This is a genomic window from Methylacidiphilum infernorum V4, assembly GCF_000019665.1.
Taxonomy (GTDB): domain Bacteria; phylum Verrucomicrobiota; class Verrucomicrobiia; order Methylacidiphilales; family Methylacidiphilaceae; genus Methylacidiphilum; species Methylacidiphilum infernorum.
In genome coordinates, this window is sequence record NC_010794.1 from 1,300,213 (window position 1) to 1,325,767 (window position 25,555).

19 protein-coding genes are annotated in these 25,555 nt (G+C 42.8%); 3 read left to right on the plus strand and 16 right to left on the minus strand.

All coding sequences use genetic code 11. The features are described from left to right. Positions 1 to 32: 32 nt before the first annotated feature. A complete protein-coding gene (locus MINF_RS06185) occupies positions 33 to 1,559 on the minus strand; it encodes a TolC family protein (RefSeq protein ID WP_079200429.1) in 1,527 nt (508 codons plus the stop codon). A 216-nt stretch (positions 1,560 to 1,775) separates the two neighbouring features. Here MINF_RS06185 and MINF_RS06190 point away from each other — a divergent pair, with 216 nt between their 5' ends. After that, on the plus strand, positions 1,776 to 2,888 hold the full coding sequence (locus MINF_RS06190; protein WP_012463736.1) for an HD domain-containing protein: 1,113 nt from the start codon (positions 1,776 to 1,778) through the stop codon (positions 2,886 to 2,888). A gap of 9 nt (positions 2,889 to 2,897) precedes the next feature. On the opposite strand, the gene MINF_RS06195 is transcribed toward MINF_RS06190, so the two are convergent. Continuing rightward, positions 2,898 to 3,791, minus strand: a complete 894-nt coding sequence (locus MINF_RS06195; protein ID WP_012463737.1) for a phosphoribosylaminoimidazolesuccinocarboxamide synthase — start codon at positions 3,789 to 3,791, stop codon at positions 2,898 to 2,900. A 103-nt stretch (positions 3,792 to 3,894) separates the two neighbouring features. Between MINF_RS06195 and MINF_RS06200 the strand changes: the two genes are divergently transcribed. Both MINF_RS06200 and MINF_RS06205 read left to right on the plus strand, forming a co-directional pair. Beyond that, positions 3,895 to 6,456 carry a glycosyltransferase gene (locus MINF_RS06200; protein WP_238523447.1) on the plus strand — a complete coding sequence of 854 codons (2,562 nt, stop codon included), beginning with the start codon at positions 3,895 to 3,897 and terminating at the stop codon, positions 6,454 to 6,456. Further along, entirely contained in the window at positions 6,425 to 8,296 is a 1,872-nt protein-coding gene (locus MINF_RS06205) for an ABC transporter ATP-binding protein (protein WP_012463739.1), read from the plus strand. The genes MINF_RS06200 and MINF_RS06205 overlap by 32 nt, the downstream gene beginning before the upstream one ends. Before the next feature lie 165 nt (positions 8,297 to 8,461). Here the strand turns inward: MINF_RS06205 and MINF_RS06210 are convergent, their stop codons facing one another. The 14 genes from MINF_RS06210 to MINF_RS06275 all read right to left on the minus strand — a co-directional run bounded on the left by MINF_RS06210 (position 8,462) and on the right by MINF_RS06275 (position 25,537). Next, positions 8,462 to 9,622, minus strand: coding sequence for a substrate-binding domain-containing protein (locus MINF_RS06210; protein WP_012463740.1), 1,161 nt, complete (start codon positions 9,620 to 9,622; stop codon positions 8,462 to 8,464). Positions 9,623 to 9,634: 12 nt separating this feature from the next. Next, positions 9,635 to 10,759 carry a hypothetical protein gene (locus MINF_RS06215; protein WP_048810218.1) on the minus strand — a complete coding sequence of 375 codons (1,125 nt, stop codon included), beginning with the start codon at positions 10,757 to 10,759 and terminating at the stop codon, positions 9,635 to 9,637. Positions 10,760 to 10,784: 25 nt separating this feature from the next. After that, positions 10,785 to 12,023, minus strand: coding sequence for a cell division protein FtsA (gene ftsA / locus MINF_RS06220; protein ID WP_012463742.1), 1,239 nt, complete (start codon positions 12,021 to 12,023; stop codon positions 10,785 to 10,787). 20 nt (positions 12,024 to 12,043) lie between these two features. Further along, positions 12,044 to 12,856: a cell division protein FtsQ/DivIB gene (locus MINF_RS06225; protein ID WP_238523449.1), complete on the minus strand. Its 813-nt coding sequence runs from the start codon at positions 12,854 to 12,856 to the stop codon at positions 12,044 to 12,046. 83 nt (positions 12,857 to 12,939) lie between these two features. Next, entirely contained in the window at positions 12,940 to 13,851 is a 912-nt protein-coding gene (locus MINF_RS06230) for a D-alanine--D-alanine ligase (protein ID WP_012463744.1), read from the minus strand. Then, positions 13,848 to 16,133, minus strand: coding sequence for a UDP-N-acetylmuramate--L-alanine ligase (gene murC, locus MINF_RS06235; RefSeq protein WP_048810219.1), 2,286 nt, complete (start codon positions 16,131 to 16,133; stop codon positions 13,848 to 13,850). The genes MINF_RS06230 and murC overlap by 4 nt, the downstream gene beginning before the upstream one ends. Next, complete coding sequence (murG, locus tag MINF_RS06240) at positions 16,109 to 17,218, minus strand: undecaprenyldiphospho-muramoylpentapeptide beta-N-acetylglucosaminyltransferase (RefSeq protein ID WP_048810220.1); 1,110 nt, start codon at positions 17,216 to 17,218, stop codon at positions 16,109 to 16,111. Before murG ends, murC begins: the two co-directional genes overlap by 25 nt. Before the next feature lie 2 nt (positions 17,219 to 17,220). Further along, a complete protein-coding gene (locus MINF_RS06245) occupies positions 17,221 to 18,408 on the minus strand; it encodes an FtsW/RodA/SpoVE family cell cycle protein (RefSeq protein WP_012463747.1) in 1,188 nt (395 codons plus the stop codon). Between the two features lie 8 nt (positions 18,409 to 18,416). Continuing rightward, the gene (locus MINF_RS06250; protein WP_187146924.1) at positions 18,417 to 19,106 is read right to left on the minus strand and encodes a muramidase family protein; all 690 of its coding nucleotides are present in this window, start codon (positions 19,104 to 19,106) and stop codon (positions 18,417 to 18,419) included. 42 nt (positions 19,107 to 19,148) lie between these two features. Beyond that, positions 19,149 to 20,249 carry a phospho-N-acetylmuramoyl-pentapeptide-transferase gene (gene mraY / locus MINF_RS06255; RefSeq protein WP_012463749.1) on the minus strand — a complete coding sequence of 367 codons (1,101 nt, stop codon included), beginning with the start codon at positions 20,247 to 20,249 and terminating at the stop codon, positions 19,149 to 19,151. Positions 20,250 to 20,259: 10 nt separating this feature from the next. Further along, a complete protein-coding gene (locus MINF_RS06260; protein WP_012463750.1) occupies positions 20,260 to 21,639 on the minus strand; it encodes a UDP-N-acetylmuramoyl-tripeptide--D-alanyl-D-alanine ligase in 1,380 nt (459 codons plus the stop codon). Positions 21,640 to 21,643: 4 nt separating this feature from the next. Next, entirely contained in the window at positions 21,644 to 23,125 is a 1,482-nt protein-coding gene (locus tag MINF_RS06265) for a UDP-N-acetylmuramoyl-L-alanyl-D-glutamate--2,6-diaminopimelate ligase (protein WP_048810221.1), read from the minus strand. A 266-nt stretch (positions 23,126 to 23,391) separates the two neighbouring features. Beyond that, positions 23,392 to 25,206, minus strand: a complete 1,815-nt coding sequence (locus MINF_RS06270) for a peptidoglycan D,D-transpeptidase FtsI family protein (protein WP_012463753.1) — start codon at positions 25,204 to 25,206, stop codon at positions 23,392 to 23,394. Then, positions 25,199 to 25,537 (minus strand): hypothetical protein, encoded by a 339-nt coding sequence (locus MINF_RS06275; protein ID WP_012463754.1) that lies wholly within the window; start codon positions 25,535 to 25,537, stop codon positions 25,199 to 25,201. The genes MINF_RS06270 and MINF_RS06275 overlap by 8 nt, the downstream gene beginning before the upstream one ends. Positions 25,538 to 25,555: the final 18 nt, after the last annotated feature.

A 25,555-nucleotide genomic window follows, 5' to 3' on the forward strand; every position in this document is an offset into this window, starting at 1 on the left:
GAGTTAAAAAGGACCTTTCAACCGACGGATTGTTAAGGAGAATTGATGGGTTGGGTTTCAGAGGTCCTTGAATCCAAGATGATTTTTTTAACCGGCATAGCCGATCCTTCAGGATTTCTAGGGACGGTTCCCGCGGCTACAAAAAGATTGACCAGTTGCATTCTTGCCCCCATTTCCGCCTGGAAAAGGTTTAACCTTGCGGTTTGATAGGTATTCAAAGCAACCAGGACATCGAGCAAAGCAGCAACTCCCCTCTGAAAATCATCTCTTTGAGCCGCATAGTAAAGTGCTCCCACTTCCACTTCTTCTCTCAACTGAACCACTTGGCTGATCGCCGCATTAAAAAGAGAAAAAGAAATGCGCACATTTTCGTCAGCCTGTCTTTTTAAGTCCTCTAATTGCAACTGGACCTGGTGAACCAGGGCTTCTTGTTGCCTAATGGTTGATGTATAAAGGCCGCCATTAAAAATAGGCATAGAGGTAATGACATTGACATTCCAAACATTAGGAACCGGAGGATCATGCGTTAAAAGATAAAACCCATTGACAGAAATGGTCGGCCCAAGCATACCCCTCGCCACGGCAAGGCCGGCTTTTTGTGCCCTTAAAAGCTGCACTTGGGCAAGCACATCCGGTCTAGACCCTACTTGAGCAAGGTATTCTTCCAGGTTTTTTGTCGAAGGCAAGCTTTGGGTATCCTTTATGTTGATCTTTTCAGGAGGTATTCCCAAGTAGTATGTAAGGAGGGCAAGAAACTGATTATAAAAACCCTTGTAATTTTCCCTTTGAGCCACGGTCGCCGCCAGATTGGTCTGGGTTTGAAACACGTCTGCCGGTCTTGACCTCCCAATTTTCTGCCGGAACTCCAATTCATTGACAAGGGACTGAAGGATGTCTATCTGGTCATTCAATATGGCGATGCTGCCTTCATACATCAATGCACTGTAAAAGGCTGAAGCCAAATTGGCGTAAAGGAGCTGGTAATCCCTTTCCATGTGGTAGGTCGAATAGGCAGCCGATGCCCGAGCCGCATTGAGCCGGTTGACATTCTGAAAACTATTGAAAATGGTCCACGTTCCACTAAGGGAATTCAAAGAAAAGTAGGTGCTTGGAGCTACGCCAAAGGCAATACCTCCTAAGGTTGGAGCAAATCCAACGCTATTTTGAAAACTCTGCTCGTTTAAGAAAGAAACCTGGGGGTAAAATTGGGCAAGGGTTTGGGATACGACCGCTTGTTGGGCCAGAATACCTTGATAATCGATCTTGAGCTGGTTCCAACGGGCTGCGGCCAATTGAAAACATTGGAAGAGATCGAGGGCTGTTTTATCCGCCGCTTTATAGGCAATAGGGGATACACTTTTAAGGAGCTCTTCGAGAGGCGGAGTGTAGGAAGGGGCAATTCGGCCGGGAACCGGTTGAGTTACAGGGGGAAGAGCCCTCGGTGGAGGTTTCCCTTCATCAGACGCAGAAAAAGGAGCTGCTCTATAGGTCTGTTCCTCTTCAGCCCATGATTTGGAGGAATAACCCATTATCAAGAAAAGGACTATTAAAAGAATCATGGGTCCTTCCCTTAGAATTTATGATCTTTAAAAAACTTTTCCACAAAACCATTGATGAAATACTACGATGTTCTTTTCAGTTGAAAGAAATAACTTTTCCTTTTCCCTTTTTCACTAAAATTAAAATAAAAAAAATTTCAAAAAAACTTTTTTTTCTTTTAAAAAGGTTTCTTTAGGCAAAAGCGATTGGCTTTGTTTTATTTAATTTAAGAACCCATGTCCAACGAAGAAAAATTTGATTGCCTCTCTATATTATCTGAAAAGACCATACGCCAAGGAACTCTCCAAGGCACAATTCGCTGCCAGGTTTTATCCATCAAAGAATCCACATCTAAAAACGGTTCGGTTTTCCTTGATATAGAGGTTGCAGATCAATCCGGCAACAAAAGAATCAAAATATGGCCTGAGTCTCAAGCTTATTCTGCTTTCCTCTCCTTGCCACAAAACGCTTTCATTGAACTATCCGCGATTTTTCGTTATACCCCTTTCGGCTTACAAGCTTATGCTCATGCTCTAAGAACCCTCAATCTCGAAGAAATAGAAGGATTGTTGAATACAAAGGGGAATATCCAGGTAGAGAAAGACTGGGAATTTCTTCATGCAAAAATAGCTACCCTAAAAGATCCACGCCTGCGAGTTCTCTGCCAGCAATTTCTTTTGCTCTACGGCGAGAAGCTGAGAAGAGCCGCCGCAGCAAGAGAATATCATCATAATTTTCGAGGGGGACTTCTTCGCCATGTTTGTCAAATGATCGAAGCGGCGGATGCCCTGATGCTAGCCTATCCCTCTTATAACTGGGACCTTGTCAAAGCGGGTATACTTTTCCATGATTGTGGGAAGCTTTGGGAAAACGATTTCCAGGAAAAAGGTTTTGCCATGAAAAGGAATAAGTCCGCGGAACTGATCGGTCATATTCCACTTGGAGTAGAAGTCGTCAATTCATTGTGGAGAAGCTTGCAAAAAAACGAGGAATTTCTCAATAACTCGATTCCTCCCACAGAAGAGGTTCGCATCCATCTTCTTCATTTGATTATTGCGCACCACGGTCTTAAAGAACACGGTTCTCCGATTACTCCCCGGACTCCCGAAGCTTGGATTATCCATGTACTGGATAATCTTGACGCCAAGTTAGAGATGTTCCGCTGTGCCTATGCTGAAGGAAAAGAAATTTCACCCGGAATCTTTGAAAGGAAGCCTCCTCTTGAAGGAAACCCTGTTGCCCCGCTCGACAAGTATTCTTCCTTTTCAACTCCCCCAGAACAATCTAACCCCTTTTTGGACGCCTATGATCTGCCAAAAAAGGCTTCTGAAAAGCCATCAGAAGGATAAGGGAAAGACTTAATCGATCAGCGAAATGACCTTTTCGAACCTTTCCGGGAAAAGTCTCGCCAGCACTTCTTTGTACCTGGCTTGCATTTCTTTTATTATTTCTTCACTCAACCTCGGGGGAGGAGGTTGTTTATTCCATCCTGTTTTTTCAAGATAATGCCTAAGGATCTGCTTGTCGTAATGTGGGCAACGATCTTTATCCCTTTCAAAATCTTCGCGCAGCCAGAAACGAGAACTGTCAGGAGTCATTAGTTCATCGATCAAAAAAATTTTTCCTTCTCTTATTCCAAATTCGAATTTCGTATCCAAAAGGATAAGACCTTTATTGAAGGCATAACTTTTGCCATGAAGGTAAAGTTCAAGGGTCAGGTTTTTCAGCAATTCGTAGTTTTCGCCAATAATTTCTTTTGCCGATTCTTCATCCAGGGGGAGGTCATGCCCTTGCTTCGCTTTTGTTGTGGGTGTAAAAAGAGGTTCTGGCAGTGGACTCCCATAAGTCAACCCTCTTGGCAACTTGTAGCCTCCGGCGGTCCCTTTTTCCAAGTATTCCTTCCAAGCTCCTCCCACTACATATCCACGCGCTATAAATTCTACGGGTAAAGGATCACAGGGTAGAACGCGCATTAGTCTTCCCTCCCATTCGGGAAGGTCAATTTCCAGGGGCAACTCTTCGCTGAGCAAGGCACTTGGACAGATTACAGATGTTCTCTCGAACCAGCCTAAGGCAATCTGGTTCAAAACTATTCCTTTTGAGGGAATCTCTTCTGCTAAAACACAATCAAAGGCGGATACCCTGTCTGAAGTGACCATCCAGAGTTCATTTTTCCAGTGATAAAGATCCCTCACTTTACCACTTCTTACTTTTCGAATCCCGTATTTTTCCAAGGTCTTGGATAAAGGCATCTTTTTATTTAAACATTTTGAGTATTTTAGTTATAATATTTTTTTTATATATGTAGTTTTTTATCCCCTGGCAATCACAACATAAATTTTGATTAGTTTTCCCGTGACAACGTCGCCACCTTTTGAATCTCAATTTTTTTCTCAAAGAATAAAAATCCATTCCAAGTTTTTCTACGACAAAGGGAAAAAGTTTTTTATCCAGGGAGTAAGCTATGGTCCTTTTAAACCAAGAACCGCTGAATGTTCTTTTTTTCCCCTTCCTGAAGAAGTCAAAGCGGATTTTCTTCTCATGCAGCAAGCAGGAATCAATACCCTAAGATTATACCATTTTCCCCCAGCTTGGTTTTTAGACTTGGCCAAGGAATTCAATTTGAAAATTTTAATCTCCATTCCCTGGATTAACCGGTATGCCTACTTATCCAATCTCCAATCTTTTCAAGATTTTAAAAAGTCCTTAAAAAACAAAATCAAAGCGATTGCCGGTCACGGCACCCTGTTGGGATATTTTGTAGATAACGAGATGGCTCCGGATTGTATCCGTTTTTACGGCAGGAGAAAAATAGAAAAGCTCTTATCCGATCTTCTTCTCTTTGTAAAAGAAAACGATCCCGACGCAGCCCTCAGCTATGCAAATTTCCCTCCTACAGAATATCTTCATCCCAAGCCTGTCGATTTTTACAGTTTCAATGTCTATCTTCATAATCCAAAAGAGCTGGAAAACTATCTCTCCAGGCTTCAGAATATCGCTGGAGAAAAACCTCTTTTAATCAGTGAATTTGGCATGGATTCCTTAAGACATGGAGAAGAAGAACAGGCGAATCTTCTTGAAGAACATATCCGCATCGTTTTCCAATCCGGCCTTGCAGGGACAATCCTTTTCAGTTGGACCGATGAATGGTTCGCCGGAGGGATGGACGTTGAAGATTGGGCTTTCGGACTTGTAAAAAAGGATAGAAAAGCAAAAAAGAGCTATCATGTAGTCGGCAAACTGTTTCAAAACTCTTCCCTTCCCTTGTACAAAAGATTTCCCCTCGAGCGCACGCCCAAAGTGTCTGTTATCGTTTGCACCTACAATGGAGCTAAAACCCTGACCGATTGTCTATCCTCGTTGAAACGCCTTCAGTATCCAGACTATGAAATCATCGTTGTCGATGACGGATCTACGGATCATACGAGGAAAATACTTCACCAATTCCCCGAAGTGATTGCTTTCCATCAGCCTAATAAAGGACTAAGTGCAGCCAGGAACTTGGGAATTGAAAAGGCTACGGGAGAAATTGTCGCTTTTACCGATTCAGATTGTATGGCCGATCCCGATTGGCTCTATTTTATGGTCAAAACCTTGCTCAATGACCGCTATGTTGCTTGCGGGGGACCCAACTTTTCGCCCGTTCCCAGGCAATCGATCCAAGAGATTATATCCTTGGCTCCAGGATCACCCAGCCATGTTTTATTGTCGGATACTCATGCTGAACACATTCCCGGTTGCAACATGGCCTATTGGAAATGGATATTCGAAAAAATAGGATATTTCGACCCCATTTTCCGCAAGGCCGGAGACGACGTCGATATCTGTTGGAGAATTTTGTCTTCAGGTTACCAGATCGGGTTCAATCCTTCTGCAGTAATTTGGCATTACCGGAGGTTCACGGTAAAAGACTACCTGAAACAACAGATAGGCTATGGAGAAGCTGAAGCCTTGCTCCGCTTCAAACATCCCCATTACTTTGGATCCTTGGGAAATGCCCTATGGAAAGGAAGGATATATGAACAGAACCTAAGTTTTTTTTCTTTAAAAAAATCCTCCCTTTACCAAGGTATTTTTGGGACGGGCTTCTTCCAGTTCCTTTACCCCGAAAAAGAAAGCTCCTGGTCCGCTTTCCTGAAAAGCTTTGAATACCTGTTTGTTTCTCCTTTTCTTTCCTTGTTGCTTTCTTGCTTTAAAACAACCAAACCCTTTTTATTTCTTCCCCTGCTTCCTCCTCTTCTTGCCGCTTTAAACTATACAAACAGAGTTGATAAAGAAAACAAATCCCATTCTTTTCTTTCCAAGTTCCTCCTTTTCTTTCTTGTTCTCCTCCAACCCGTAGCCAGGGGTTATAAACGCTACAAGACCTGGTTGTTTTCCAGAAAGCTTCCTCTCTCTATCCCACGGGGAATGGGCCCGGCTGACATTCTTAAATCGCTTGTCCAAAAGCCCGCTTTGCTTTCCTTCTGGTCTAAAACTGGACAGGATAGGCTATTTCTTCTAGGGGCAATATCACGAAAACTGATAAAAACAGCATCTCTATATGCCCTGGATTCCGGCTGGGATAGTTGGGACATTCATGTCTATGCCGGTCCATTTTGGGACTGTCAATTGCTCACCCTTACGGAGATTTATCCCAAGAATGAAAGAGTTATAAAAATCAAGATAAGGTTCAAGCGCACTTTCCTAAACAAAATTTCTCTTTTCCTTTTGATCCTTTCTTTATATCTTCTTTTCTTGGGATTTGGTCAAAATTCCCTTTTATTGACCCTTCCTTTGTCCCTGCTCCTGCTCTCTTTCCTATCTATTCAAAAAACGATAATAGGGATCAAGCTAAAGGAATGGATTAAGCAAACCGCCCAAGAAGTAGGGCTGGAACCGATCAATGAAGACAACAAATCAAGCAAGCCCCTCTAAAAAAAAATCTACCCCAAGCTCCCTTTTCGATTCTTTTTCCATTTACAAAAGAACTTTACCTTATTACAGGCCGTTCCTATCAAAAATCCTCTTTTGTTTCATATTGGTCGTAATTTCTGTTGGACTCAACCTATTAAGACCTTGGCCGGTGAAGTGGCTGATTGACGACGTCCTTTTAAAAGCTTCGAATTCTCACGGAGCTTTTCCTGTCCCGGTGCAAAACATAACGGTGATGGTTTTTTTGGGCTGCTTTGCTCTTTTTACGATCTACCTGGTCCACAGCGGGCTGACGCTTATTATCAATTCTCTCCTATACAAGATAGCCCTTCTGGCTCTGCTTAAACTGCGAACCGACACCTTTTCCTTTCTTCAGTATCTTCCGCTTCGCTTCCACGAATCCACGCAAAGTGGGGACATTATCTATAGGATAGCCTATGACACGCAATCGATCATGACCTTGTTTATTAGAGGAGTCAGCACTATCTTTAGCTCCCTTCTCCTTCTTGTCGGCACATTGGTAGTGATGTTAAAACTCAACTTTTACTTAGCCGTCACGGCCCTAGGAATAGCCCCCTTGTTATGGATTGTCATCGGCGTCAACACTTCAAAGATCAGGCATAAGAGCACGCAGGTGCAAGAAAAAGAAAGCAGCCTGCTTTCAGAAACTTCGGAAAGAATTTCGGCCATTCGACTCATTCAAGCTTATTCTCAAGAAGAAAAAGCTATAGCTTCTTTCAAAAATGCAGCATGGAACAGCCTCAATACTAACTATGACTATTTGCTTACGACCAATCGTTATTCTCTGCTCGTTACCCTGATCACGGCTTTGGGAACCGCAATTATCCTCTTTATTGGTGCAAAAGAAGTTTTAAATGGCAGGCTTTCCATTGGCCAGCTTTGGATTTTTTTAAGCTACTTGGCTTCCCTCTATCAACCCATGGAACAGTTGAGTTATACCTCATGGACATTAGAAAGTGCTGCAAGTAGCTTGAAAAGAATTTTTGAGCTGTTCGACATTCCTAACGAACTGCCCGATCCTCCAAAAGGGATTGAACTTGAGCAGGTCCAAGGAAAAATAGAATTTAGGAATGTCTCATTCCAGTATAACCCTGGAAAGCCTGTTCTCAAAAACCTCAACTTTGTCATCAATCCCGGAGAACACGTAGCCATTGTTGGTCCGACAGGATCAGGGAAAACCACTATTCTATCCCTAATTTGTCGGTTCTATGATCCTATTGAAGGAGAAATATTCATCGATGGCGTAGATATCCGCAAGATGAAGAAAAAATCCCTGCGCCAAAATATTTCTCTTGTTCTGCAAGATACCGTGCTATTCAATACCACCGTCGAAGAAAATATCAGGTTTGGTAAAGAGCAAGCCACCCCAAGCCAAATTATCGAATCAGCCCGGAGGGCTTCCGTGGATTCTTTCATCTCTCAATTACCCAAGGGCTATCATACGATAGTAGGAGAAAAAGGCGTTTTTTTAAGTGGCGGCCAAAGGCAAAGAGTAGGTTTGGCCAGGGCTTTTTTGAGAAATGCCCCCATTCTTCTCCTGGATGAACCCACCAGTTCCTTGGACTTAAAAACAGAGCAACAACTGGTCAGTTCCCTCCTTCTCCTTATGCAGAACAAAACCACCCTGTTTGTTACCCACCGATTGCACGCAATCCATAACTGGAAAAGAATCCTCGTTGTTGTCGATGGGAAGATATGCGAAGAAGGAAGCGGCGAAGAACTCTTAAGGAAAAAAGGGGTTTATTACAAGATGTGGATGGCGGGAAACTTTTCTTCACTAACAAACTCTGGCAGTCTCTTTGAAAAAACCGTCCCCCTTTAATGGGCAGACCGCAATCTTTTTGTTGGTTGAAACTTTGCCTCCCCATGGGATATGAAGAGCCAAGCCCCAAGAAAGGGTGGGGTAGATCCACCAAGAAACAACGGCTCTATCAAGCGGGTTGCGGAGAGAGCTGGGAGCAAATCAGAAGAGTTTAAAAAGGAAGAGCTATTGGCTAGAAGACGACGGCTTTTCTTTGCCATGAATTTCTTTGATTATCTTTCCAAGGGAATCAAAGTTGTAGCCGGGTAGCATGGTCAATTCTTCTTTAAAATCTCCGGATTGGAGAAAATCGAGGAATTTTTCAACCGGGGGATATAAAGTTAAATCCTTAGGAACCACCAAGCAAAATTCCATCAGATAAAGAGGAATAAAATCCAAGCCTAGGAATTCTGCACAAGCCCTTGAAGTCAAAGCAACGTCGGCAAAACCATAGGAAACGGCTCGAGCCACTTCAAATGAAGAAGGCAGTTCCACCGTATAACCGTTTAGCTGATGAGGAGATATATCCGCTTCCGAAAGGAGATGGTCAAAGAGTATGCGAGAACCCGATCCATGATCCCTGTTCACAAAACGAACCTCTTTGCGGAGAAGATCTTCAATTTTATAAATTTTTAAGGGATTTGCTGGCTGCACAGCAAAACCTTCTTCCCACTGGCTGAAAGAAAGGATAAACCCTCCCGTTCCCATTAATGCTTCAGTACCGCTCTCAACATTGTTCTTCGGGTATTCCTTGGGAAAATGGAATCCGCCTATATGGGCAAAACCGGATTTCATAAACTCTAGAGCCTTCAGGCTCGACTGCCTAACCCACCAGAGCTTGAAATCCGAATATCGAGATAGGCGGCTCGAAAGTAAGCCTAAGGCAGGATCGCACCCGAGCAAAAAAACCTGTTTTTCCATTTCAGAATAGGGAAAAAGAAGCCTTAATTGCCTGTTATTATTGACAAGAGAAGGGAGGCGTAAAGCATTTGCTTCGAAAAAGCCCAAGGAGGTCTCAAGGGAGGTAGACGGCCACGCGATTTTCCGGCCCCTGACCTCTCCCACTACGTACCTAGTGGATATTTTCTGATTTTCATCAACCAGGACATCCGCTTCGATAAAATCGGGGCTATAGGGAAAAAGAAACTCCACAGTTTTTTCCAAAACCCTGGCCAACCTCAATGCAACGGCCGTATTGGGAACGTAAAGTCCATTTTCCATCGCGTGAATAGTCTGCCTACTTACTCCTATTTTTGCAGCCAGTTCTTTTTGAGACAAGCCCTTGCCAATCCTCGCCAATCGGAGAGGACTACTCAAGGTATTGTTCAAGAATAATTTTTTGGGCATGGATTCAAGCCATCAAATTTTTATAGAAATACCCTTTCTTAAAAATGTGGGCAGATCTAAGTTTTCCCCTTTATGGATCGTTTTATAGCTTTTTTCAAAAATTCCCGCTGGAAGTTCCTCCTCTTGAATTTTCTTTTCATCAACACCTTCAAAAGACCGGGCATTTTCTTTTTGGATATTTTCAAAATGATCAAGGTTTTCTTCTGTTTCTTCTCTAAAATAGCCGCTTAATCTAGAACTTCCTACAGCTACAAATCCCGTTTCCTTGCTTTTTTCTTCTCCTTCAACCAGGGAAACATAAAATTGCTTAAATAAGTTCTTCCCCCTTATTTTCATATCCGCTTTATCAACCTGTTTTCCGGACGGCGGCAGAAAAAAACAAGCCCATGCCGTTTTTTGATCCAGGGCAGGATCTTGGGCTGATTGGATAAAGGGCTGTATAGAGCTGAAAAGATCTTCTGTGTGCAGGGAAAAAGTATAAAAATCTTCAATATAAAGAAAGTCGGGAAAACTTTCTCTATCAAAGGAATCTTGCTTGGTTTCTTGAACGAGATTGTACCAACAAGAAATAGCAGAACCTACCTTTTTATTAAAATTCCTGTAAAGTCGGCGCCGGTCGTCTTCCGGTCCAAATACATTCTGTGCTCTATCATTGGAAAATAATATCAATCTCAGATCCGTTTCCTGCAGGGACTGAAGAGTATCCCTCGTTATTTTCTGCCGCAACAATGTTTCTGAAATAAAAGGAAGAAAACCTATACAACTCATGATCACCTTTTTTTGCTGAGCCTTCTTGGAAAAAAAACTTAATCCCGCACTTCCCATCCCTCCTCCAAGGCCGCATAAAACAAGCAGATGATCACAATTGTCCAAAATCTGCTCGATGAGCTCCGCTTCATCCTCCAGGATAACTTTCGCAAAATCGACGTCCCCTTTAGATCCCTCTCCTTTTGCCCTCGTTTTTCCAAGGAGAACCCTGTAGTCAGCCAGACTTCCCTCTACACAGCAGTAATCAGAGTCCAGAGCATAAAAAAGACCCCTTTTTTCTTCGGTCAGTATCCATTCATCAAGGAGATTTATTCCTGCCCCTCCTATCCCAACGATAACGGTCTTCAACAATACCCTCCCTTCCTTCATTCTCAATTATAAAGGAGTCCTGGAATTAATTCAAAAATTTAATATTTCCTAGAATTTTCATTAATGAAGTTCTCATCTTATCCAAAGGACCTGCTTTTATATTTTCGAGTTCAAATACCCGGGCATACCTCAGTAAGCCAAGAACGGTATAAAGGTCTGGTCGCTGCACGTAGGATTGGTCTCCCTCAAAATGAAGGGGGTCTGCAATCTTCACGGGGTGACCAAAGATCTCTTGCGCCAGCTCCACTATCCCCTCGATCATGCTTCCTCCACCCGTAAGATAGATATCTCCAGTAAAATGGGGCCAAAAAGATTGACTTTCCAAATCTTCCTTAATAATTTCGAATATTTCCCCCTGTCGAGCCTTCAATATTTTTACTATGGTATTATAAGGCACCAGTTTTTCTTCAGAAAGGGATTGGCCGCTTAAAGCAACCCTTTTTTTTAAATATTCTTTATCGGAACGATAGGATCCAAAATGTCTCTTTATCTCTTCAGCTTGGGGAAACGGTATTCTTAAAGCTAAGGCTAAATCGTTGGTCAAATGATCCTGTCCCACCCCTATAACCCCTGAATGCACAATAAGTCCCCTGTGATATACGATGTAATCCGAAAGGCCGGCTCCCAGATCAATAACGATGGCTCCCCGTTTCTTTTGATCACGTGTCAACACAGCTAGGGCCGTAGCAAAAATGCTCAAGCAATAATGGCGTACGTCTATAGAAAGCTCCTTTACACATCGAATGGTTGTTTGCAGCCGTGTAGCTATCCCAGAAATTAAATGGTATTCTGCAGCCAACTTTTTTGAAAAAAGCCCTACCGGGTTTTCTGTTGCCGTTCCATCATCTAGATAATAAGTTTTCAATAAATCGTGCAAAAGAACCTGCCCTGAGGGTAAAGTTTGATACCGAACAAGATCACGAAGCTCGTTCAAATGCTTTTGATCTATCCGATCCCCCTCCTCTCCAAGGCCAATTACCACTTTAGAATTAAACGAACGAATGTGGGCTCCACTGACGGCTAGGTACACTTCTTTGATTTCAACATTAGTTTTTGACTCCGCTTCCAGGAGCGCATCCTGGATCGATTTTTGAGCCAATTCGAAATCAACGATTTCTCCTTTTCTTACATGCAAGGAAGGAGCTTCAGCAATCCCTAGAAGATAAAGTTCACCCTCTTTTTTCAGCTCCGCCACCGAACAAGCTATTTTACTGGTTCCAATTTCCAAACCGACAAGAATCGGCCACTCTTTTTTCCAAAACATTCTCTTTGTTATGAATAAAATTATTGAAAGATCACAGGCACATTCTGATCAGGCGTTAAATCAACCATAGAGATCTTTCGCCCATGACTCTGAGAAAAGGAATAAATCTTTTGAAGTCTATTCAGCTGATCCATCAAATGGTCGATCCGAAATGTCAATCTTACCCCGTCCCGTGTTATTAACCCGATTGTAAATGGTCTTGAAACATCAATGATCTGCGGTTCAAAAGTAAAGTGAAGTGGAGAGTTCCCTAAAATATGAAGAAGATTAATCGCCGCGGAAACCTCCGGTTCTTCAATCCTTTTTTTCGTTTCTACGGCTTTTAAAGGTATTCCTACCATTTCGGGCAAGGAAAGAATATCCTCCCTGTTTGCCGTTAAAAAAGGATATCCTTTTTCATCAAGACAATATTTTTGATTGGGTTTTGATTTCATTGCAAGTTTGACAACGGGTTTCCTTTCCCAAACTCGAATGAGAATACGATCGGGAAGTTGTCTGCGGATGATAGCCTTATCCACCTCTTGAATAGAGCATATATTCAAAAAAATGTCTTTTAAAGAAATGTCAAAAATGTTATCTCCCAGCCGTATTTTCGAGGTCTGTATGATTTCTTCCTTGGCAATTCGTCCCGTTCCAATGATCTCTACATCTATCTTTTTAAGCGCATAACCGGAACGAACCAAAAGTTTGCTTTTGATATATGACCAAGCTTGAATCCCGCCAACAGCCATTACCCCCATAAGAATCATAAACAACACGGATCGCAACAAAATCCTGATCTTATTTTTTCTTCGTGAATCTGTTTTTAAAGCTTCAGCATCTAAAACTTCCATTCTGGGCTTTTTAAGCCGGTTCTTTTTTTTCCTTTTTCCCTTTTTGATCAAGTTCATCTTTTTTTCTCCCTGTAAATTATCGCTTATCCATGGGCTTTCCACCTAAGGTAAGAAATCTCCAGGATTTTTTCGCAAAGTTGGGCAAAATTCATGCCGGAAGCTTTTGCTGCCATCGGGAATAAGCTTGTTTCGGTCATTCCCGGTATCGTATTGATTTCTAGAACCCAAGGAATGCCATTATCAGAGAGGATAATGTCTACTCTTCCATATACAGAGCACCCAAGCACATTGAATGCATCAAGAGCCGTTTTCTGTACCGCCGATGTTTGATCTACGGTTAAGGGAGCGGGGCAAAAATAGGTTGATGCTCCCTTGGTATACTTATGGTGATAGTCATAAAACCCCTCTTTTGGTTTAATTTCAACAACGGGAAGGGCTTTTCCATCCAGAATCCCCACGGTTAATTCTTTACCCGTTATCAGCGCTTCAGCCAAGACCACATGGTCGTATTGGGTCGATTTTTTAATGGCTTGATCCAGCTCTTTAATATCATAAACGAACTCAATGCCTATGCTCGAACCTTGCCGCGAGGGCTTGATCACGTAAGGGGGATCAAAAGGGATTTTTTTTCCATCTCCAACGACACAAAAAGGAGGAGTAGGGATACCTCCCTTGATGAAAAGGGTTTTGCTCCAAGCTTTATCAAAAGCTTTTTCGCTCGAGGAAGCATCACTTCCCGTAAAAGGAATGCCTCGACGCATTAAAAGCCTCTGTATTTGTCCATCTTCTCCAAATGAGCCATGGATGCATAAAAAGCAGATTTCCGCATCCCTAGGGATTTCGAACTTTTCAGTTGTCACGTCAATGGAACTGATTTCGTAGCCGAGAGAAGAAAGAGCATCTTCAACGGCCTTTGCGGTTCGAAGAGATATTTCCCTTTCTTCTGAAGGTCCTCCTTTTAAAACAGCAATGTGCCTGGGCAAAGCGGGATTCATCTTTCTTCTCCTAAAATCACCACCTCTGTTTCCAAATTTATTCCTCTTTTTTCAAGCGCCACCTTTTGGATCAAAGCAATAAGCTCTAGAATATCTTTAGCCCTAGCCCCTCCATCGTTGACGATAAAATTGCCATGCTCTTCAGAAACGCGCGCTTTACCTATAGAAACATTTTTCAATCCCAGCTCCTCTATCAATTTTCCAGCCGGAATTTCTTTTGGATTTTTAAAAATACACCCCGCACTGGATCCGGCGGGTTGCGTTTCTACGCGTTTTGAAGAAAATTCTTTTAACTGCCTTGCAATGAGCTCCCTGTCCATCGGTGTAGCGATGAGCTGCGCTGAGAGAGCGATATGGGTTTCAAAAAAAGGGACTTTTCGATAATAAACCTCAAGATTCTCTCGATCAATTTCTCCCCTGTTCCCCTTCAGGTCCATAAATCTTACCCGTTTTACCACATCCATGATCGCCCCTCCCATAGCTCCCGCATTCATTCTTAATGCTCCACCTAAACTTCCGGGAATTCCTTCAAGAAATGAAAGTCCGCCAAGCCCCTGTTTTTTCGCCTCGTAGACTATTGTCCTCAACTTGGCCCCACTGCCCGCATAGATTGAATTACCGCTAAAATGAATACTACAGAAATGGGGATGACCTAGGTGAATGCAAAGTCCTTTTATACCCCCATCGCGCACAAGAAGATTCGTCCCCCTCCCAATCAAAACCACAGGGAGATGATTTTCAGCGGCAAAACACAAAAGGGTTGAAAGATCCTCTTCTGTTGCCGGTTCTGCCCATATTTCAGCAGGTCCGCCAACCCTCAAAGTCGTATGCCTGCTTAATGGCTCATTCATCAACAGCTTCGTCTCGGCCGATACCTTTGTCTTGAGTTCTTCAATCATATGCAGATACCTCGCTAATTTTTCCGCCGTTTTATAAATATCTCCAGCCCCCAGGGATATAATGGTATCTCCGGGTTGAATAATCGATAGCGTTCTGGAAGCTAGCCGGTCCAGATCTTTTTCAAAAAGAACCGCCGGATGTCCCTGTTCCTTTATTTCTTTTGCTAAAGACCATCCATCAATTCCATTTGAGGGTTCTCCAGCCCCAAATATTTCCGTTACAACCACGACATCGGCATCATGGAATGCATGGGCAAAAAGGGGTTTCATCGTTTTTATACGACTATACCGATGAGGCTGAAATAGGGCTACCGTCCTTTTCCCTCTGCCTTTTGCCGATCTCAACGTGGCTTTTATTTCCGTTGGATGATGGGCATAGTCGTCTATGACCTCGTAATCTTTCCCTTTATATTTCAACTCAAAGCGTCTTTTTAATCCAAGAAAGCGAGAGAGGCTACTCGACGCAGAAAGGGGAGAAATGCCGATTGAAGTTGCCATTGACAAAGCAGCAAGGGCGTTTTGAACGTTTTGCATGCCTGGGATTTGAAGCTTTATGTTACATAACCTGTTTTGTTCTCTATACACCGGGTATCCCTGTGAGGCGCCTTGAGAATCAATCCAAAAATCCGGTCCTCTTTCTTTTAAACTATAGCCAAAGGCTTTTTTATCTGCTCGATAAAGGAGTGTTCTACAGTGAGGATCATCTTGATTAAAAATGACTATATCTTGGGTTCGGGCGATCATTTCTTTAAAAGCCAAAAGGATAGCATCGATATCCGAATAATAATTGAGATGCTCTTCTTCGATATTCAAAACAACGAGATATTGGGGTGAAAAATAAAGGAAACTGCCGTCGCTCTCATCCCCTTCGATAACCATGTATTCACCCCGTCCTAAGTAGGCGCTCCCTCCAGGAGTAAGAGTCTCTGCCCCCACGTAAAATGAAGGATCCAAACCACAATCTTTTAAAATCCATGCGATCATTCCCGATGTCGTACTTTTACCATGCATCCCCGTCACAAGAATGACTTTTTTGTCTAAAGCAAGAAGGGATAGAAGAAAAGCCCGCTTGACAAGGGGTATCCCCCGTTGCACGCACGCTCTATATTCGGGATTGTCCAAGGGAATAGCCGAAGAAAAGCAAACCAAGTCCGTTGAAAGGACATGCCTATGATCGTGATAAGGGTAAAAGTCCATACCCAATTCTATCAATCTCTGCACTTTTTCCGTCGGCTCACAGTCTGAACCACTGACGTGATAACCAACTGAAAGCAGTAAATTAGCCAGGGGAGTCATCCCGCTCCCACAGACTCCCAATAAATGAATTTTCGATTCCTTGTTTTTCAAAATGTTTAAGATTACTTCCTTCTCTTGAAAAGACATCGTTCAACTATCTCCACTATTTTATCGGTTGAATTGGGCTCAAACATCACCTGAGCCCTCCTACCCATTTCTTGGGACAACTGGCGATCATCCAATACCCTCTTTAGAGTTTGAGAGAGAATTTCGGGACTTACTTTTGATTCTTCAAAAACAAAGGCCGCCTTAGCCTTCTCCAAAACAACCGCATTTTTTTTCTGATGATCGTTTGCCGCATAAGGATAGGGAATAAGAATACTCGGTAAACCAAAAGCACAAATTTCAGTCAAAGTCGTTGCACCAGCTCTACTTATCACCAGGTCCGACGAACTGTAATAAGTTGCCATTCTATGTGAAAAGGGTTCTACCAGGGCTTTATAGCCAAGATCATTATAACTTCTTAAGCATTCTTCATAATCTTTGGAACCGGTAAGATGAACAAATTGGATTTGGTCTTTTCGCTCGAGTAGAAAAGGAAGAGTTTTAAGAACAAGTTGATTTAGGCCATGGGCTCCTTGACTGCCTCCGAAAATGAAAAGAGTCTTGCGGGCAGGAGATAAATCCAAGCTACGGCAGGCTTCTTTTCTATCGCTTTTGACCATCTCCTTTCGCAAAGGAATGCCTGTAAAGATCTTTTTAGAGGGAGAAACGTTTATTTCACACTCTTTCATGCCTAAGAGAACATATTGAGCAAACCCGCTGAAAAGCTTTGTTACCAATCCAACCGTAGCATTAGCTTCATGGAGAATTAAAGGTAATTTTTGTTGTAATCCCAAATACAAGGGTATTGCACTAATAAAACCTCCAAAAGCTAAAATGAGATCTGGATTAAAAGTTAAAAAAATGGAATGACACTTTTTATACCCCCTGAAAAGTTTTAAAGAAAAGGAAAATATTTTTTTTGAAAAAAACCCAGGCCATCCCATTACAGGTAAAGACTGCCAAGCGATGTTGTTTTTATTTTTTATAGCTTCCTTGTCGACCTCTTTTTCTGAAAGGATAAGTAAGGGGTTATGCCCTATTTCCATTAGTTTTTCAGCTACGGCGATCCCTGGGAAGAGATGCCCTCCTGTGCCTCCACAGGGAATCAAAATATTTCCACCTTTCATAATCACAGATTAATAGAACGTTGGGCTCCTTTCTGCTCAATATAAATGCGAAATTCAAAAGAGCGCTGACGATGAATATTCAAAAGGATGCCTACTGAAATAAGGCAAAAAAGGAGATTTGAACCTCCGTAGCTTATGAAGGGTAAAGGAAAACCCTTGTTGGGAAGTAAGCCCGTTACAACCCCTAAATTAAATAGCGCTTGCATTCCTATCAATGAGGTCAGAGCCGTACCTACCATAAGCCCTTCTTTGTCGGGCGCAAACAAAGAAATCCAGCCCGCCGTTAAAACAAAAGCAAGATAGAGTCCAACAATCAAGAGAGTGGCGATAAGCCCCAGTTCTTCTCCGATAATGGGGAAAATAAAATCGGTCGTAGACTCGGGTAAATAAAACATCTTTTGGCGGCTATTACCCAACCCAAGCCCGGTCATTCCCCCAGAACCCAGGGCGATCAGAGACTGCCACAGTTGGTAGGATTTACCCTGGATGTCTTGATCCATGTTGAGAAATGCCATGAGTCTTGACCTTCTTTCGGGCATGATCAAGCCGACAGCCAGGACAACGAGAATACCCGATCCCAAGGTGGGCAAAATAAACTTCAATGGATAGCCATCCAAATAAAGATAGAGAACATAGAGTAAAAGGTAGAGAAAAGCGGACCCCAAGTCGCCAGAAATCATTAAAAGGCAGATGAACAAAGAGACTACCACAAAAGCTACCAAGTTTGGAGAAGCGAAAAGAAAAACTCCCTGTTTTTTCTTCGCGATCATATGGGCAAGAAAGAGGGAGAGAAAGATTTTAGAAAATTCAGAGGGTTCAAAATTGAGTCCTCCAAGTGAAATCCAGCGAGACGAACCATGGACCCTGTGCCCGATCCCGGGTACAAAACAGAGCAAAAGAAGAAAAAAACCAAAGCTCAAAAGCAAAAACGAATTGTCGATCAGCCTATGGTAATCAATAAAGCTAAAAACAAAACAGAGTATCAACCCCATGGAGATCCACAGAAATTGACGAAACATTAAGCTGGAAACCAGGTTTTCTTTCCCTAGAATGAACTTTCCAGAAACGCTAAATAAGGCGACAATACCTACAGTAAGCAAAGTCAATGTTAATCCAAAAAGTAAAAATCCAGAAAACTGGCTTATTTTTTTTGTTTTTTGATTGAAAAGGTCTGATTCTAACCTGTGCATGCAATATTTTAATTCTGCTGGGTGGGATTTTCAGAAGGGCGTGGATTCGAAGGAGGAGGGGCTTGTTTTTCCTGGTTAACTTTAGGATAAGGTATGATCAAGTCCTGGCCTATCTTTAGCTTTGTCGGATCTTTGATCTGGTTTGCATCCACAATTTCTTTGACCGAAAGATGGAAGCGCCTGGCTATTTTCCAAAGGCTGTCCCCTTGCCTTACCGTGTATATCCTTTTGCCTTCAGCTTCCTTGAGAAGAGCTGAAACATCCTCCTGTTCTTTCTCTATCACAGGAACAAGTAATTTTTGTCCCGGAACCAAGGAAGCACCTAGATTGGGATTATATTTTTTTATCTCAAAAATACTTACTCTATAACGCCTGGCTAGACTCTGCAATGTTTCTCCCTCCTTGACCGTATGCATTGTCGTTTGTATGGGAGAATTTTCCAAGGATTGTTCTTTTTTCTGCTCCTGGTCTTTCTGATGTTCTTTATCCTCTTCGGAGGCAACTTTCTGCTCTGAAGGAGGAAGAAAATGAGAAGGCTGAACTTTATTTTGATTTAAAACTTTTCCCTTGGAGTGGAGTAAATAAAAGACAGAAACCAAGCCGATGATCAGCAACTGAAGTCCCAGTATGAAGAATAAAATGGCAACCACCCTCAGTCCAAAGGAAGGCTTTTTAGGAATTGACTTTTTTTCTTCCATTTTTTTTAACTTATCCATTATACAACCTTTTGAATTTGTAGCCTACCTGATTTTCAGGCTCGAGAGGGCAAGCAAACCAAAAAGCAAACTGAGTATCCAAAACCTCACCGTTACCGCGGTTTCACTCCAACCCTTTAATTCAAAGTGATGGTGAAGAGGGGCCATCGCAAAAAGCCTTTTGCCCGTTAGCTTGAAAGAAGCCACTTGCAATATTACTGATGTAGCCTCTATAACGAATATGCCTCCGGCAATAACAAGCAGCAATTCTTGGCCAAGAATGATTGCAACAACTCCCAGTGCACTGCCGATAGCAAGAGAGCCCGTATCCCCCATGAACACGGCTGCAGGATAACAGTTATACCAGAGAAAACCCATGCATGCACCAATGAGGGCAGAACAAAAGATCGTCAACTCCCCTGCCCCTTTTATGTAAGGAAGAAAAAGATAGCCGCTCATGTCCGCCCTGCCAGAAATATAGGAAAATACAGCATATACAAAAGCGACTCCTATTGTACAACCTGCAGCCAAGCCGTCCAGCCCATCGGTAAGATTGACCGCGTTTGAACTGCCCATAACGACAAGGATAAAAAAGGGAATAGCCATCCAACCTATGTCAATGTGCTTGACTTCCTTAAGAAAAGGAATAGTCAGCTTTTGAGCAAGCCTGGATGTTTCCGGATCGGCTAACAGGACAATCCCAACGACCACCCCCACTATTGCTTGAGCCAAAAGTTTTATTTTTCCAGAAATTCCATAGTGTTTTTTTTGTATCACTTTTTTAAAATCATCCCAAAAACCTATCCCTCCCATAAAGAGCATACTCAGAAGGGAGAGCCAAAAAAATTTATTCGTAGGAATAACCCATATCAGGCAACTTAGGCTCACGGCCAAAAGTATGAGTAGCCCTCCCATCGTCGGTGTTCCCGATTTGGATCCATGAAGGGCCGCAAGATCTTTCACTACCTCTTTGCCTCGGATAGGTTGACCCGCTTTCAACTTTCTTAAAAGGCTAATCATGGGCCTACCCAAAAGCCAACAAAGAACCAAAGAGGTAATAGCCGCTCCCATGGCCCTAAAGGTTATATATTTAAAAACATTCAATATCCCTAAATAACCGGAATAGTAATGAAGATAGTAAAGCATGATTTCAAGGCTAAAGACAAAGAAGCTTTTTGACTATCATGTCAAGTTTTAAAAACCTCGAACCTTTTACAAGGACAGTTACATTCCCGTTTAAAAGCTTATGCAGACAAAAAAAGGCTTCTTCCGTGTCCGCTGTTCTAAAAATACAATCGATAGGGAAAGAAGAACTCCTGAGCCCCTCATAGACATCTTCCCCGTAAGGGCCTACCACAATGACATGCGAAAGGGGTAGTCCTCCGGCAAAAGATCCTACTTCAAAGTGGGATGCCCTTGCTTTATCTCCCAATTCCCCCATGGAGCCCAATACAACGATCTTTTTGGAGGAGAAAGGATATTCGACAAGAGCTCTTAAGGCACTAAGCATAGACTGGGGGTTGGCATTATAGCTGTCGTCCAGGACAAAACCATTTTTAATAGGATGAACAGTCAGCCTTCCCTCAGGAAAAGAGGTTTTCTCAAGCCCTCTCGTTATTTCTTCGGAAGAAAGGGAAGATAAAAATCCCACAGCTGCAGCAAAAAGAGAATTTTTTGCCATTTCCCTGGAAACCGTGGGCAGAAAAACTTCAAATTTTTCTTTACGGCGGCAAATCCCGTATCGAATACCCCGTTGCGTGATCCCTATCCGGTCTAGCCAACATAGTGAATTTTGCCTGTCTCCTACCCATATGACACGTCCGGCGCTGCGGACATGCAGTCGCTTAGACCAAAAGTCATCGGTACCGAGAATCGCAAACCCGCGGGCCGAAACAAAAGTGAGAAGATCGGTCTTTTCTTGAGCAATGGCCTCAACTGAACCGAAATGGCCTACGTGGGCACTCCCTATATTCGTCACAATAACGATGTCGGGCGCGATAATTCGACTTAAAGTTGCAATTTCCCCTGGATGGTTAGTTCCCAGTTCAAAAACTCCATATTCGGTGGTTTTGTCCATCTGCAATAGAGAAAGAGGTAAGCCGATCTGGTTGTTAAAGTTACCCGAAGTACACACTGTTTTGTATTTCTGGCGCAAGACGCTCCCGACCATTTCCTTGGTGCTTGTTTTGCCGCTACTTCCTGTAATGGCTATGATCTTTGCCCCGAGTTCTTTCCTGTAAAATAAGGCGATATCTTGCAAGGCCTTCAACGTGTCCTTAACCTTGATCACGGGAACAGCTAAAGGGCCGAAACCAGGTTGCATGCGATCAACGATCACAGCAGCGGCTCCTTTGCTCACCGCATCGGGGACAAAATCCACCCCGTCAAAGTTTTTTCCTTTAAGCGCTACAAAACAATCTCCAGCTTTCAGAACTCTTGAATCCGTGCAGATGGATGAAATCCAACAAGAAGTTTTATCTCCAATAAGCTCTCCCCCCGTCCATTTGGCAATTCGCTCTATTGAGATCCTTTCCATATTCCTACCTTTGCTTCAGATGCTTTTGGACAACAAGCCTGTCACTGAAAGGATAAAAAACTCCCCCTATCTCTTGATAATCTTCATGCCCTTTACCCGCAATGCATACAATGTCCGTGGAATCAGCCAGGCATAGAGCCTGTTTAATCGCCTCCTCTCGATCAATAATCCAATGCAGCTTTTTCGATTCTTCAACACCCGCCCTCATGTCATCAAATATTCTTTCTGGAGATTCACTCCGAGGATTATCGGAGGTAAAAAAGACGATATCGGCATTTTCGGAAGCAACCTTAGCCATTCTCGGCCTTTTCAACCTATCCCTGTCTCCGCCGCATCCGACGACAAGAATAAGACGTTTAGGCTGGAAACATTTCAGTGTATGCAACAGCTTACTTAAGGCATCTTCACTGTGAGCATAATCAATAACGACTAAAAGACCATCTTTAGAATAATACTTCTCCATTCTGCCGGGGACTCCCGGAAAAAATTCCAAAAAGCTTATCGACTGTTCTAGCGGAATACCCAGCAAAAGCACCCCACCGAGGGAAAGCAAGGCATTATCAACATTGAAATAACCCAAGAGGGAACTTTTCACTTTAAAGACTTTCCCAGCCCATTCCAAGACAAATTTCGTTGAAAAGCGATCACAGGAGATTGAACCGGCCTTGAGATCAGCCTCTTTTCTCCCTTCTGAACTGACGGTGACTATCCTCATCTTTTTTCTTAATTTTTCGGCTAACAGCCTCCACTGGGGATCATCCAGATTCAGGACTACCCCTCCATCTCCCTCTTTCCCTCCACGAATATAAGCAATAAAGTTTTCTTTGCTTCTCCGGTATTCTTCCATGGTGAGGTGATAATCGAGATGATCCTGGGTAAAATTGGTATAAATACCGACTCGAAAATTTGATCCTTCGATTCTCCCCTGATCAAGAGCATGGCTAGATACCTCTACAACCGCTGCTCGACACCCTGCTTGAACCATCCGATATAACATGTATTGAAGATCGCTGCCTTCAGGGCAAGTACGGCTGGAAGGAATACAACTCTCGGTGGTGTCATAACAAACCGTACCAATAAGACCCGCTTTCCAATTTTGTTTTTCTAAAAGATACCTGGTAAGAAAAGAAGTTGTGGTTTTCCCGTTGGTTCCCGTCACTCCCACAAGAGATAGATGCTGAGATGGATTACCATAATAAAGGCTTGCCGCTTTCCCAAGCGTTCTCCTTGGATCCCTGACTTTAAGAAAAGTTACTGCTTGAGAAACATACAGGCGAGGAATTTCTGAACAAACAATCGCTCGTGCTCTTTTTTCAATAGCTTCTCCAATATAACAATGTCCATCGGTCTTTTGCCCTTTCCAAGCAAAGAACATTGAACCTTCGGACACTTTTCTAGAATCATAACTTATAGAAGTTATTTCGCAGTCAACGCTGCCGACAACTTCGAGAGGTTCCAGTGCGTATAAAAGATTTTTGAGTTTCACAATGAAAAGGAGGTCATTCTCAGTGCATCTCACTCACACGCTCTTAGACCAATCGCCTCGCAAAAATGCAGGGAATTGCCCTCTGCTATTTCTCTTGAGAAAACAACCTAACGATCCCTCGAACATGATAAAAGACAGCCTGCATTTTTCTTTTACAAAGTAGAACAATAATACAACAAAGATGCAAGGCTAATCTATGGATTTTGCTCATAAAGGATAAGGGATAAAAAGCTGCAGAAGTTATTTTTTCCAAGGCCCTTAACCGTTCATTCTTTGTCTTTTTCAATTCGTACAGCTTGAGCCGGTACACATTGGGGAGTTAAATTGAGAGCTTGAGCAATGTCTGTAGCAATAGAACTAAATGCAGGAGCTGCTACTGAAGCAGCATAATACTGTGAGCCATGAGGCTCATCCACCATGATCATAAGTACAAATTCCGGATCATCTGCAGGAAGAAAACCGATAAATGAAGAAATATATTTGCCCTTTATATAATTGCCATGAATCGCTTTTTGAGCTGTACCCGTTTTACCCGCCACGGTAAAACCTAAGACAGCCGCCTTGGCTCCCGTTCCCTTTGGAGAAACCACGGAAACGAGAGCTGAAGTAACCAATTTAGCCGTCTTTTCCGAAATTACCCTTCTTAATATATGGGGAGAGAAGCTCTGAACGATCTTGCCTTGATGATCTCTAATCTCCTTGACGATCAAAGGCTTGACTAAATAGCCATGGTTGGCTATCGCAGCCATGGCTCGAACCATCTGTATCGGAGTCACCGCAATCTCCTGTCCAATGGGGATTCTCGTTATGGAAAGCTTGGACCATAAGCGTGGTGGATGCAGGATACCCGCAGACTCCCCTTGTCCAGGTAACATACCGGTCTGCTCGCCAAAACCAAAAGCGCGGGCATACCGATAAAGGCGATTTTCTCCTAGCTCTAATCCCATCTTGGCAAAACCGATATTGCTGGACTTCATCACAATTTCTCGAACGCTGAGTATCCCATAGGGATGGCTATCGTGAAGAATTTTTCCTCCATAGAAAAAAGCTCCATTTTCACAATTGATATAGCTCTCATCCAAACTAAAAAGTTTTTCTTCAAGAACAGCCGAAAGGGTAACTATTTTGAAAATGGATCCGGGTTCCACCGGATCGGTAAGGCTTTTATTCTTCAGGGAAATCATATTCCAATTTTGCCTCTTGTTGGGATCAAAAGAGGGTCTTTGAGCCATGGCTAGAATCTCTCCCGTTTTGGGATTCATGACTACAGCGACAATGCCATTAGGGGAAAACTCCTTTTCAATTCTATCAATGCCTTCTTCAACAATATGCTGGATAATGCTATCCAGCGTTAGGCTAATGTTAAGTCCATCTACCGGCTTGACTTCTAATCCCCTATAGGCAGCAATTTCTTTTCCAAAGACGTCTTTTTCGATCCATCTTTCTCCAGGAGTACCTTCTAGAAAGGAGTTCAAAGCTTTTTCTATCCCCGAAGCTCCCTTCCCGTTTTCATCCAGATAGCCGATGAGTTGTGCCGCCTCCCTGCCACAGGGGTAAATACGGCTGTATTCTTCTTCGAACGTCAAAAAACGTTGTGCGGGGAGCTTTTTTTTCTTCCATTCTTTTAGTTTTTCTCTTTCGAATTCTTCGAGTCGTTGCATCTTCTCTTCTTGAATTCCTTTCGCCAAAAGGTAAGCCCTATCCATTCTTCGAAAATTCCGCAGGAGAGCATCTTTTTCCATGCCTAGGATTTGTTCGAGCTCTTTTATGGTCAGCGGTGGCTCTTGAACGTTCATCCCATCGAGCCGAACACGGTAAGTCAAAAAACTCTGGGCCAGGGGAACATTTTTACAATCTAAAATTTGTCCTCTTTTTGCAGGAAGGATTTTCCGCAGAGTATGGACGGTGGTTGCCATACTGAGATATTTTTCATGTTCAAAAAGCTGGATGTGAACGAGTCGTAAGGATATGACGGTAAAACCCAGACCAAGTGCCGCAAAAACCGCCAATGCCCTAAACCGGCAACTATCCTTCGAGGGAGCTTTCTTTATTTCCGGGGTATGTAAAAAGAGGCTACTCATTGCCGGCGAAGAAATCGAGAGAAGGAGTTTCTTCCATCATAATCACTTCCAATTCCGATATTTTGACCAATCCAATTTTCCATTCTTTGAGCCTGTTTTCTAATTCCTGTGGAGAACTTCCCTTGGCAAACATCGCTTCTAGCCGGCCATTTTTCCTTTTTATATCCGCCAGTTCTTCTTCTTGAAGTTTCATCTCTTCTGAAAGGCGAAGAACCCTGTTTTTCAAATAAAGGAATTCCACTCCGCCTAACATCATGATGAAGAGGGTCATTATCCAAGTAAACATCACGGTCAACTTGACCGAATGACGACCTTTAATCCTGTTTTTCATCTTTACTCCTTCTTTTTA